This is a genomic window from Microbacterium sp. (assembly GCF_035554235.1).
Classification (GTDB): domain Bacteria; phylum Actinomycetota; class Actinomycetes; order Actinomycetales; family Microbacteriaceae; genus Microbacterium.
Map to the genome: position 1 here is coordinate 1 of NZ_DATMIO010000180.1, position 10,851 is coordinate 10,851.

Sequence of the window (10,851 nt, forward strand, 5' to 3'; positions counted from 1 at the left end):
TACTGCCCCGGTTTCGTCGCGTCCGCAGGAGAGTGGTTCGTCGAGAAGGGCGTCAAGATCGTCGGGCACGACACCCAGGCCAATGATCATCCGCTGGCCACCGCGATCGGGCCGCACCGCAACGGACCGCTGCTTCCGCACCTGCAGAAGGAGTACTACGAGTGGTCTGGCGGGCGCGACTGGGCCGATGACTTCCCCGACTGGGAACCCGTCCACAACATCCTGTTCAAGAAGGGCATCCTCGGCATCGAGAACGTGGGCGGCGACCTCGACGCCGTCACCGGCAAGCGCGTCACCTTCGCCCTGTTCCCCTGGAACTGGGACCGCGGCGACGGCTGCATCATCCGCCTCGTCGCGATGATCGACAAGTCGCAGGCCTACCGCATCGAAGCCGGCGAATCGTTCTGATGAACGTCACGCGCATCGGCGATGCACTTCCCTACGACGCGCCCAACCACCGGGACGTCGTCGCGTACCGGCTTCAAGGGCCGGATCAAGGCGCGTCGCGCTCCCTGGTCGGATTCTCCGTCGTCCAGCCCGGCGGCGGAGCGGGACCCGACTCGAGTCCGTTCGAGAAGGTGTACGTCGTGGTGCGTGGCGAGATAACCGTGATCATCGACGGCACCGAGAGTGTGCTGGGCCCGATGGATTCGTGCACCATCGCTCCCGACGAGGTCCGTGAAATCGTCAACCGCGGAACGACGGTGTGCGAAATGCTCACCGTCCTCCCCGTCGTGGGCACACGGTGAACGCCGATCCCTTCGCCGTCCGGGGCCGTGTGGCGCTGATCACCGGTGCCTCGGGATCGCTGGGCTCCGTTGCCGCGCGGGCGCTCGCCGAGGCGGGGTGCCGGCTCGCTCTCGCGGCGGGCGACGCCGAAGCCCTCGCGCGCGTGGCAGACGAATGCCGCGAGCTCGGCGCCGAGGTTCTTGAGCTCAACAGGCGGCCCGACAGCGAGGCGGCGTGCGCGGCGCTCGTCGATGACACGGTGCAGGGGTACGGCCGGCTCGACATCGTGGTTGTCGCGTCGGGCATGAACAAGGTCGCGAAGATCGGCGACATGGCGCTCGAGGATTTTCTCGCGGTCATGGATGCCAACGTCACCCAGAGCTGGCTGATGGCCCGCGCGGCGACCGGGCAGCTCATCGCGCAGGGGGAGGGCGGCCGGATCGTTCTGGTCTCGTCGGCCCGGGGGCTGCTCGGTCACCCCGCGGGCTACACGGCCTACTGCGCATCGAAGTCGGCGATCGACGGGATCACCCGCGCGCTCGGCTGCGAACTCGGGCCGACCGGCATCACGGTGAACGCGATCGCCCCGACGGTGTTCCGCTCGCCGCTGACCGCGTGGATGTTCGAGGACACCGAGCAGGCCACGCGCGTGCGGACCGAGTTCCTCGCCCGCGTGCCCAAGGGCCGCCTGGGCGAGCCGGAGGACCTCACCGGTCCCCTGCTCTTCCTCTGCTCGGGGGCGTCCGACTTCTACACCGGGCACATCCTGTACGCCGACGGCGGATACACGGCGGGCTGATGGACGATCAGACATCCGCCGTCGCCGTCATCGGAGCGGGGCTCATGGGGCACGCCATCGCCCTCACGTTCGCCGCGGCGGGGCGCACGGTCAGCGTGTACGACCCGGAGCTCGCATCACGCGCGAGCCTGCCCGGTCGGGTGGAGCGCAGCCTGCGGGACCTCGGCCGGACCGATGCGCAGGTCGACCAGACGCTCGCCCGCATCACCGTGTGCGCCGATCTCGCGGAGGCCGTGCACGACGCGGCGTACGTGACCGAAGCCGCGCCCGAGCGGCTCGATGTGAAGCGCGGGATCTTCGCCGACCTCGAGCGGGTGGTTCCCGCCGGGACGATCCTCGCCTCCAACACGTCGGTGATTCCGATCACCCAGATCACCGCGCTCATGTCGACACCCGAGCGGGCCGTCGGAACGCACTGGTGGAACCCGGGACATCTCATCCCGCTGGTCGAGGTCGTTCCCACCGAATGGACCACCGACGACACCGTCGAGCGCACCGTCGCGACGCTGGCGGGGATCGGCAAGTCGCCGGTGCGCGTGAAGCGCGACGTGCCCGGCTTCATCGGCAACCGGTTGCAGCATGCCCTCTGGCGGGAGGCGATCAACATCGTCGAGCAGGGCTACTGCAGCGCGGCCGACATCGACCTGGTGGTTACGTCGGGCTTCGGCCGCCGGCTCGCCGTGCTCGGACCGATGGCAAACGCCGACCTCATCGGCACGGACCTCACCCTCGACATCCACACCCAGGTGCTCTACGACCTCGACGGCCGGCCCGAGCCGTCCCCGCTGCTGCGGGAGCTGGTCGGTGACGGCCGCCTCGGCTGGAAGAGCGGGGAGGGCTTCATGTCCTGGACTGCCGAGGAGCAGGATGCCGTGCGGGAGCGTGTCTCGGCGCATCTCCTGCGGATGAGCGAACAACTCGATCGAGTCCCGGAAGAGGAAACCTGATGGCCGCACGACGCAAGACGATCATCACCTGCGCGGTGACCGGCGCGATCCACACGCCGACCATGTCGGACGCCCTGCCCTATCGGGCAGAGGACATCGCGCAGCAGGCGATCGCCGCGGCCGAGGCAGGCGCCGCCATCCTGCACCTGCACGCACGCAACCCGCTCGACGGATCGGTGTCTCTCGATCCGAACCACTTCGCTGCCTTCCTGCCGACGATCGCCGAGAATACCGACGCGGTCATCAACATCTCGACCGGGGGAAGCCTGAAGACCTCCATCCAGGACCGGATCGCTCCGGCGCTGCGGTTCTCACCCGAGATGTGCTCACTCAACATGGGGTCGATGAACTTCTCGTTCCATCCGCTCGCGGAGCGCTACTCGGACTGGAAATTCGACTGGGAGCGCGACTATGTCGCCGAATCGGACGGTTACATCTTCCGCAACACGTTCCGCGACATCCGCACCGCTGCCGAGGCCCTCGCGCCGCACGGCATCAAATTCGAACACGAGTGCTACGACGTCGGGCATCTCTACAACCTGAAGTTCTGCCTCGACGCGGGGCTGTTCAAGCCACCTATCTTCCTGCAGTTCGTGCTGGGCATACTCGGCGGCATCGGCCCCGACCTGGACAACCTCGTGTTCATGAAGCGCACGGCAGACCGGCTGTTCGGCGACGACTACCAGTGGTCGGTGCTCGGCGCCGGAAACGCGCAGATGCCGCTCGCCTCGTCGGCGGCGGCGATCGGCGGAAATGTGCGCGTCGGCCTCGAGGATAGTCTGTTCATCGGCCGAGGCAGGCTGGCGGGGTCGAACGCCGAGCAGGTGACGAAGGTGCGGCGCGTCATCGAGGAGCTGGGCGCCGAGGTCGCGACCCCCGACGAGGCGCGGGAGATGCTGGGCCTGAAGGGCGCCGCCGGCACCGCATTCTGAGCAACACACCCGGTCCATCTGACAGGCGACCGGACTGACGGCAGGATCGATACATGAGCGCAGGTGACCGCGAGTCCGCATCGGGCGTGCAGGTGATCGCACGCGCGGCCGCGATCCTGCGTGAGCTCAAGGACGAGCCGTCGAGCCTCAGCCTGAGGCAGCTCGCGACGCGGCTCGACCTGCCGCGCTCCACCGTGCAGCGCATCGTGGGCGCTCTCCAGCAGGAACGGCTCGTCGTGGTGACGAACGCCGGCCGCGGCATCCGGCTCGGGCCGTGCTGAAGGGGCGGCGCGTGGTCTTCATCGATCAGACGCCCGGACGCCACCGCTTGCGCACCGTCTCGTCGATCGGCGAATCGTTCCCCCTCATCACGACCGCGAACGGCAAGGCGACTCTCGCGCTGCTTGCGGAACCGCAGCGTCATCAGCTGGCCGAGGGGAGCCTGCCCGCCGCCGAGCTCGCCGAGATCCACGCCACCGGCATCGCGTTCGATCTCGACCAGCACACTCCCGGCGTCTCGGCGGTCGGGGCTGCGGTCGAGGGAATCGATGGCGAGATCTACTCGATCTCCGTCCCGGTCCCGTCGTCGCGTTTCATCAGCCATCGCGAGCAGATCGTCGCGGAGTTCACCGCGACCATGGCTCGGATCCGCGCCCTCGACGTCGTCGACGCCACCCATCACGCGCGGGCGGACGACGCCTGATGCTCCCCGCCGGAGCCGACGGCAGCGTTGCGCCGCTCATCGCCGACGACGGTGTTCGTCAGGGTCCCGAGGCGCTCGATGCCCACCTCGATGACCGCTCCCGATCGCAGCGGGGTTGCGGTCTCGGGCTCAGCAGCCACGCCGAGCACGATCAGATCGCCGGGACGAAGCGTCAGCAATCGGGAGATGAGCGAGACGGCGGAGGCCAGCCGACTGGCCGATCCGACGGCGGACGCATCGTGGACGGTGTCGGCGCCGACCCGCACCCGCACGCGCACGGCGTCATCCAGGTCGCCGACCTCGTCTCGCGTGATCAGAGCGCCCATCGGCGCGCTGTTGTCACCGTTGCGCGCCAGCGCCGCGTGCAGGCCGGCGCCCGCGGCCGCAATGTCACTGAACGACGAGTAGCCGACGATCGCCCTGTCCGCCTCGTCCGGGTCGACATCGATCAGCACGGAACCGATGTAGGCGGCCACTCCGACGGCCCAGCGCAGCCCGCCATGCGCCGCGGTCAGCGGAACGGACGATCCGTCAACGGCGAGCGACGCCGACCAGCGGGCGTCGATGCGGAAACCCCCGTCATCCGGGGTGACGCAGAAGACACGCGCGCCGGCCGGAACCGGCGGAACGAGGGTGAGCTCCGCGAGCCCGACGAGCGATGCGCCGTCGATCGCCGACGACATCGCGACGACCGGTGCCGCCCAGAACGAAGCCAGATCGGTCAGGATGCGTGCGGGCTGGTCGGGCCCCTGCAGCACGGCGGCGAACGTCTCTCCCTGCGGCGACAGCCGGGCCCCCGCGATCTTCACGGACTTCCCACGCCTCGTTCGGACGACGATCTGCGGGCCTGTTCCTGATGTCGATCCTCGGACGTGCCGCGACGATCCTGAACATCATCGCCGAGGGCCGCGGACGACTCACGCTGACCGACCTCTCCAACCGCAGCGGTCTGCCGCGGTCGACGGTGCACCGCATCGTGCAAGAACTCGAGCGGGAGTACTTCGTGATCCGGCACGCGCGCGCCGGCGGCTATTTCCTCGGCCCGGGCGTGCTGAAGTTCGGGATGAACAGTCACCTCGCACTCGTGGCCGGGATGCGCCCTTCGCTGATCTCGCTCGCCCAGGCCGTCAACGAGAACGTCGAGCTCGCGCTGTTCAGCGGCCGCGAGGTGATCGTGGTCGATCAGGTGGTGTCGACGGCGCGGATGCAGGCGGTCACCAAGATCGGCAAGAGCTTCTCGCTGCACGGCAGCTGCATCGGCAAGGCCCTGCTCGCCCGCCTCCCCGTGAGCAAAGTGCGTGACGTGCTGCCGCCCACCCTGCAGCCGCACACACCGCACACCATCACCGATGTCGATGCCTTCCTCGAAGAACTCGACCGCGTGCGGCAGACCGGCATCGCCTTCGATCGCGAAGAGCACGATCTGGGGATATCGGCCGTCGCGGCGATCGTCGCCGGTGTCGTCGGCGTCGACCATGCGGTGGCAATCGTTGCGCCCACCGAGCGGTTCGACGGCCGGGTCAGGCTCTTCGTCGAACGCCTGAAGGCGCTTCAGGCCAAGGCGGAATCGCGAGCCGATCGCCACGACCGAGCTCGCCCCACGGGATGAGCGCTCGTCCTTCACGGCCGGCCGGAGGGGTGTTGCGTCGAGCAGCCGGCCTGCCTCGTCGCCACGCATCGGGGGTCCTTCCTAACCCAGGTAGCTGGCCAGGAGGCGCTCGTCGGCCAGCAGCTCCATCGGGGTGCCCTGCAGGGTGATCTCGCCCTGGCTCAGCACCAGCGCACGGTCGGCGACCTTGAGGGCGCGATCCACGCTCTGCTCGACGACGATCATCGCAGCGCCGGATGCTCGGATGCCGACGAGGGCGGCATAGACCTCGTCGACCGCAATCGGCGACAGGCCGAGCGAGATCTCGTCGAACACCACCAGGCGCGGCGCCGACATCAGGGCCCGCCCGATCGCGAGCATCTGCTGCTGCCCGCCGGAGAGCGCGGTGCCCGGTGACCGGCGTCGTTCCTTGAGCACCGGGAAGAGGTCGTAGATCCCTTCCAGCCGCTCCGCGACCACGGGCTTCGGCGCGCCCAGCGCGCCGGCGATGAGGTTCTCCTCGATCGACAGGGTGCCGAAGATCTTGCGTCCCTCGAGGCACTGTGCGACGCCGAGCGCGGTGACCCGGTCGGGCCGCAGCCCGGCGATCGAGCGACCGGCGAACGCGATCGTTCCCGACCTCAGTGGCTGCGCGCCGGCGATCGCCCGCGCCATCGTGGACTTGCCCGCCCCGTTCGCGCCGAGCAGCGCCACGCACTCGCCCCGCGCGATGTCGAAGCTGACTCCCTTGATGGCCTGCAGATCGCCGTAGGCGACCACGACATCCTGCACCGACAGCAGCGGCCCGTCGTGCTCGTCGTCGCCGCCGACGCTGATCAGCGCTGTCATCGAACCCGCTGACGGGAGCGCGGTGCCGTTGTCATCCGGGGCGTCGGCTCCCAGCGAGCCCAGATACAGCGCCGCCACGACCGGGTCGGCCAGAACGTCCTGCGTCGTGCCCTCGGTCACCAGCCGCCCGAAGTCCAGCACCGCCGTGCGGTCGCAGCAGCGCGAGATCACGTCCATCACGTGCTCGATCAGGATCATCCCGTCGACCTCGGACCGCAGGGAGTTGATGGTCCCGATCAGCTCGTCGGTCTCGGAGCGCACGAGGCCGGCGCCGATCTCATCGAGCAGCAGGATGCTGGGCTGCAGCGCGAGTGCCCGCGCGAGCTCGAGCCGCTTGCGGCGCAGCAGCGGCAGCTTGCCCGAGAGCTCCTCGGCCACATCGATCAGGCCGAGGCGTTCGAGGATGCCGTCGACGAACGGGCCCAGCTCGCGCGACGACACGTGGTGTCCCGAGTTGGTCGCGGCCAGGCGGACGTTGTCGGCGACCGTCATACGAGTGAACGGCCGGGGGATCTGATACGTGCGTCCGATGCCCAGCCGCGCGCGGTCGGGGGCGCTGGCCTTCGTGATGTCGTGGCCGCGGAATTCGACACTGCCCGAATCACTCCGCAGAGCACCGCCGATCACCCCCACCAGAGTGCTCTTGCCGGCACCGTTCGGTCCGATCACCCCGAGGATCTCGCCCGGGCTGACCTGCAGCGACAGGTCGCTCAGCGCGGTCACCCCGCCGTAGGACTTCGTGACGCCCTCGAGTTTCAGCAGCGGTTCGTTCACCGGAACCTCCCGCGGGGCGCGACAAGCTTGACGGCGGAGCCCCAGATGCCGTCCGGCATGAACCGGATGACCACGAGCAGGATCACGCCGACGATCGCGAGGTGGATCTCGGGGAACTTCATCAGCACCTGTCCGAGCAGCACGATGAACACCGCGCCCACCCACGGGCCGACCTTCGTGCCGATGCCTCCGATGATCGTCACGGCGATGATGTCGATCGTCCAGCTGATGCCGAACGAGCTGGTCGGCTGGACGATGCCCTGACTGAGCGCCTGAACCGAGCCGATCGCCGCCGTGATCCCGCCTGCCAGCGCGAACGCCGCGAGCTTGGTGCGATAGGTGCGCACGCCCAGCTGCCGCGCGACATCCTCGTCGTCACGCACCGCCTGCATGCGGTACGACAGCCGGCTGCGCAGCACCAGCAGGATGCAGGCGACCGCCAGCACCGCGAGCACCAGCCCCATCCAGTAGAGCTCATAGGACTTCGGGGTGCGTGTGGTCAGGAACACCCCCGACTGTCCACCGAACCACGGGGAGTTGATCACGAAGATGCGCAGCGCTTCGGCGAGCGCCAGGGTTGCGACGGTGAAGTAGAGACCGCGCAGACGGAAGAGGGCGGGGCTGACCACGACGGCGAATGCCACGGCGATCGCCACCGCGAGCAGTGTGCACAGCGGCAGCGGGATGCCGGCATTGCTCGAGAACGCCATCGTGTAGACGCCGAGCCCGAAGAACGCCGCCGAGCCGAGCGACACCAGCCCGGTGTAGCCGGCGATCAGGTTCCACGCGCTCGCGAGGGCGCCCAGCTGCAGGATGCGGAAGCCGACCTCCTGCGGGTAGGCGCCCAGCACGAACGGCAGCAGCGCTGCGATGCCGCCGATCACGATCAGCACCACCAGGTCGCGGACCCTCGCCCGCGAGGGGCCGGCCAGGCGCTCGGGCTGCCGGGTCATCACGCTCATGCTCGCCGCCCGATCCGGAGCAGTCCGTTCGGCGCGGCGGCGAGCAGCACGATCAGCACCACGAGGCCGACGAACGTGCGGTAGCCGTCACCGAACAGGTAGGCACCCATGGCCTGCACCAGCCCGAGCACGATGCCGCCCATCAGCGTGCCGAGCACGCTGCCGAGACCCCCGAGCACGATGATGGCGAACCCGGTGAGCAGGTACTCCGACCCCGACGACGGGGTGAACGAGAAGCACAGCGCGATGAGCACACCGCCCAGTGCCGCCAGTCCGCCGTTCAGCGCGAACGTCGCCCAGCGAACCCGGCTGACGTGGATGCCGACGATGGCCGCTGAGACGGGATCCTCCGAGCTGGCCCGCAACGACCGTCCGAATGGTGTGCGGGTCACGAGCAGATGCACCAGCACGCAGATCACCAGCGAGATCGCGAACCCGATGAGGTAGATGGTCGGAATGTTCAGGGGGCCGATCCCGACCGTCTGCCTGCTGAGCGAGGTGTCGAGCGACCGGGTGTCGCCCGAGAAGACCCGTACGAACACGTTCTCGAAGATGATCGCCAGCGCGAACGTGGTGAGCAGGGCCGCCTCCTCGCCGTGCTTCGTGACGGGTTCGAGAATGAACCGCTGGATCGGCGCCATCAGCACGAATCCGAGAACGAACACGATCGGCAGGACGAGCAGCGGGTCGAGCCCGAAAACCGAACCGAGGAAGAAGGCGAGGTAGGCGCCCAGAACCACGATCTGCCCGTGCATCAGGTTGACCAGCTTCATCACACCGAGCACGAGCGAGAGTCCGACCGCGCTGAGGGCGATCAGGCCTCCGAGCAGCGCGCCACCCACGAGGGTGTTCGCCAGCCCGGTGAGGTCGGTGGGAATCATGAGGCTCCGAGAGGGTGGGACGGGGCCGCCGTTTGCGGCGGCCCCGTCCCAGAGTGGATGAGACGTCAGTGCGCGGGCATGGGGAAGAGGAACTCGCCCGTCGCCTGGTCGAGAGGCCAGACGATGACGGGGACTCCGTTCTGCCATTGCGACTGCGCCACCGGAATGGTGGCGGCGTTGTTTTCGCCGAACTTGACATGGCCGACGGCGTAGTCCGCGTCGGTCTTCGAGATCGCCTCGTTGATCTCGTCGGGATCGAGCGATCCCGCCGCGGCGATCGCATCCAACAGCACCATCGCGGCCGTGTAGCTGTCGGCGATGTGCTGGCTCGAGGTGAGACCGGTCTCGGATTCGAACGCGTCACGCAGGTCGGCGGCGCCGGGGTAGTCGAACGACGGGTCCCAGTACGCTCCCACCATCACACCGTCCGCGAGTTCGCCGAGGGCCTCCGCGAACTGGATCGGCTCCCCGCCCTTCTCGGCGACGATCGCCTTCGGGTTCCAGCCGATCGCGGCCATCTGCTTGCGGATCGAGATCGCGGCCGGCGTGATCGAGTCGATGAGGAGGATGTCGGCGCCCGAGTCCTTGCCCTTCTGGAGCGCGGCCGAGAAGTCGGTGTTGTCGACGGGAAACTCCTCGTTGCCGACCACCGTGTAGCCGTTCGCCTCCGCGAGGGCGGGCCAGATCTCGGTGCCGACGATCATTCCGTCGGGGCCGTTGTCGTGCATCATGAAGACCTTCTTGTTGGTTTCCACGCCCGTCGCTTTGAGGGTTTCGAACGTCGCCCCCGAGAGTTCGGGGATCGAGAAGAAGATGTCCCACGCGTAGGTCCACTCCTTCACGCCCTTGAAGACTTCGACGGGGTTGCACGCGGTGACGAAGGGAACGCCTTGGCTGTCGGCGACGACGGCACCCGGGTTGGACAGATCGGGTGTGCACGATCCGAGCAGGGCATCGACGCCCGTGTTCGAGATCAGAGTGCGGGTCTGCGTGGTGACCTCGTTCGGGTCGGACTTGTCATCGACCAGCGTCAGTTCGACCGGGCGCTTCACACCGTCGATCTCGATGCCGCCGTCGGCGTTGATCTCTTCGACAGCGTGCTCATAGCCCCACTTGAGGAAGCTGCCGAACCCCGCGAGGACGCCGCTGAGGGGTACCGTCGCGCCGATGCGGATGGGCTCGTCAGAACCCGAGTCCCCGGCATCCGCACCGATCGGTGCGCACCCTGCCATCACAAGTGCCGCAGTGACCATGGCGGCGGCGAGGCCAAACATCCGCCCGCGCGTGCGGTGTTCATCCATTTCAGAATCTCCTTTGATCTGAGCCCCAGCGGGACGGACATCCCATGATCCGCACGCACGCGGACTGCGACAACGGATCATCCCGGTATTCGGGACGGATAGTTGCGCACGAGATGCGCGACAGCCCGCCGGGAGCGCGCAGATGACCCACACGGCCACCGTGAACTTCGGATCGCATCGGCCGATGACCGGAGGCGACCACCAGCCGTACCTCGTCGTTCCCGGGATCCTGCGTCGGAGGAATCGCCGTCGCGAGATCAGCCAATCGTTGGCTCTAGAACACACGCAGGAGGAACGTGTAAAGAATCGTCCCCCAAAATTGACAGGTTTCTGGGACGTGCCAAAGTGAATTGCGGTGATTCTGTGGAGGGGATGACGGGAATCGA

Annotated in this window: 13 protein-coding genes and 1 pseudogene; 8 read left to right on the forward strand and 6 right to left on the reverse strand. The window is 68.1% G+C overall.

Features of this window, described 5'->3' with window-relative positions:
- The 7 genes from VNT50_RS09375 to VNT50_RS09405 form a co-directional block, all read left to right on the forward strand.
- On the forward strand, positions 1–408 hold a 408-nt coding region (locus VNT50_RS09375), incomplete at its 5' end, for a cyclase family protein (RefSeq protein WP_325484851.1).
- Complete coding sequence (locus VNT50_RS09380) at positions 408–749, forward strand: cupin domain-containing protein (protein WP_325484852.1); 342 nt, start codon at positions 408–410, stop codon at positions 747–749. The genes VNT50_RS09375 and VNT50_RS09380, both read left to right, overlap by 1 nt.
- On the forward strand, positions 746–1,528 hold the full coding sequence (locus VNT50_RS09385; RefSeq protein WP_325484853.1) for an SDR family NAD(P)-dependent oxidoreductase: 783 nt from the start codon (positions 746–748) through the stop codon (positions 1,526–1,528). The genes VNT50_RS09380 and VNT50_RS09385 overlap by 4 nt, the downstream gene beginning before the upstream one ends.
- Positions 1,528–2,475, forward strand: coding sequence for a 3-hydroxyacyl-CoA dehydrogenase family protein (locus VNT50_RS09390; protein ID WP_325484854.1), 948 nt, complete (start codon positions 1,528–1,530; stop codon positions 2,473–2,475). The genes VNT50_RS09385 and VNT50_RS09390 overlap by 1 nt, the downstream gene beginning before the upstream one ends.
- Complete coding sequence (gene kce / locus VNT50_RS09395; protein WP_325484855.1) at positions 2,475–3,407, forward strand: 3,5-dioxohexanoate:acetyl-CoA acetone transferase; 933 nt, start codon at positions 2,475–2,477, stop codon at positions 3,405–3,407. The genes VNT50_RS09390 and kce overlap by 1 nt, the downstream gene beginning before the upstream one ends.
- A gap of 53 nt (positions 3,408–3,460) precedes the next feature.
- Positions 3,461–3,688, forward strand: coding sequence for a helix-turn-helix domain-containing protein (locus tag VNT50_RS09400; protein WP_325484856.1), 228 nt, complete (start codon positions 3,461–3,463; stop codon positions 3,686–3,688).
- Between the two features lie 11 nt (positions 3,689–3,699).
- Positions 3,700–4,110, forward strand: coding sequence for an IclR family transcriptional regulator domain-containing protein (locus VNT50_RS09405; RefSeq protein WP_325484857.1), 411 nt, complete (start codon positions 3,700–3,702; stop codon positions 4,108–4,110).
- On the opposite strand, the gene VNT50_RS09410 is transcribed toward VNT50_RS09405, so the two are convergent.
- Positions 4,086–4,919 carry a fumarylacetoacetate hydrolase family protein gene (locus VNT50_RS09410; RefSeq protein WP_325484858.1) on the reverse strand — a complete coding sequence of 278 codons (834 nt, stop codon included), beginning with the start codon at positions 4,917–4,919 and terminating at the stop codon, positions 4,086–4,088. The genes VNT50_RS09405 and VNT50_RS09410 overlap by 25 nt on opposite strands.
- 47 nt (positions 4,920–4,966) lie before the next feature.
- Between VNT50_RS09410 and VNT50_RS09415 the strand changes: the two genes are divergently transcribed.
- On the forward strand, positions 4,967–5,719 hold the full coding sequence (locus VNT50_RS09415; protein ID WP_325484859.1) for an IclR family transcriptional regulator: 753 nt from the start codon (positions 4,967–4,969) through the stop codon (positions 5,717–5,719).
- 81 nt (positions 5,720–5,800) lie between these two features.
- On the opposite strand, the gene VNT50_RS14350 is transcribed toward VNT50_RS09415, so the two are convergent.
- From VNT50_RS14350 to VNT50_RS09435, 5 genes and pseudogenes are all read right to left on the reverse strand, one after another.
- Positions 5,801–6,745, reverse strand: coding sequence for an ABC transporter ATP-binding protein (locus VNT50_RS14350; protein ID WP_414683960.1), 945 nt, complete (start codon positions 6,743–6,745; stop codon positions 5,801–5,803).
- A gap of 90 nt (positions 6,746–6,835) precedes the next feature.
- Positions 6,836–7,249 (reverse strand): annotated as a pseudogene (locus VNT50_RS14355) (ATP-binding cassette domain-containing protein); the annotation flags it as partial.
- Between the two features lie 68 nt (positions 7,250–7,317).
- A complete protein-coding gene (locus tag VNT50_RS09425) occupies positions 7,318–8,274 on the reverse strand; it encodes a branched-chain amino acid ABC transporter permease (RefSeq protein WP_325484861.1) in 957 nt (318 codons plus the stop codon).
- A gap of 5 nt (positions 8,275–8,279) precedes the next feature.
- A complete protein-coding gene (locus VNT50_RS09430; RefSeq protein ID WP_325484862.1) occupies positions 8,280–9,164 on the reverse strand; it encodes a branched-chain amino acid ABC transporter permease in 885 nt (294 codons plus the stop codon).
- Between the two features lie 65 nt (positions 9,165–9,229).
- Complete coding sequence (locus tag VNT50_RS09435) at positions 9,230–10,465, reverse strand: amino acid ABC transporter substrate-binding protein (protein WP_325484863.1); 1,236 nt, start codon at positions 10,463–10,465, stop codon at positions 9,230–9,232.
- Positions 10,466–10,851: the final 386 nt, after the last annotated feature.

Coding starts and splice junctions, on each gene's coding strand:
- VNT50_RS09380 (WP_325484852.1), top strand. CDS start 408: ATGAACGTCACGCGCATCGGCGATGCACTTCCCTACGACGCGCCCAAC.
- VNT50_RS09390 (WP_325484854.1), top strand. CDS start 1,528: ATGGACGATCAGACATCCGCCGTCGCCGTCATCGGAGCGGGGCTCATG.
- kce (WP_325484855.1), top strand. CDS start 2,475: ATGGCCGCACGACGCAAGACGATCATCACCTGCGCGGTGACCGGCGCG.
- VNT50_RS09400 (WP_325484856.1), top strand. CDS start 3,461: ATGAGCGCAGGTGACCGCGAGTCCGCATCGGGCGTGCAGGTGATCGCA.
- VNT50_RS09415 (WP_325484859.1), top strand. CDS start 4,967: ATGTCGATCCTCGGACGTGCCGCGACGATCCTGAACATCATCGCCGAG.
- VNT50_RS14350 (WP_414683960.1), bottom strand. CDS start 6,745: ATGATCCTGATCGAGCACGTGATGGACGTGATCTCGCGCTGCTGCGAC.
- VNT50_RS09425 (WP_325484861.1), bottom strand. CDS start 8,274: ATGACCCGGCAGCCCGAGCGCCTGGCCGGCCCCTCGCGGGCGAGGGTC.
- VNT50_RS09430 (WP_325484862.1), bottom strand. CDS start 9,164: ATGATTCCCACCGACCTCACCGGGCTGGCGAACACCCTCGTGGGTGGC.
- VNT50_RS09435 (WP_325484863.1), bottom strand. CDS start 10,465: ATGGATGAACACCGCACGCGCGGGCGGATGTTTGGCCTCGCCGCCGCC.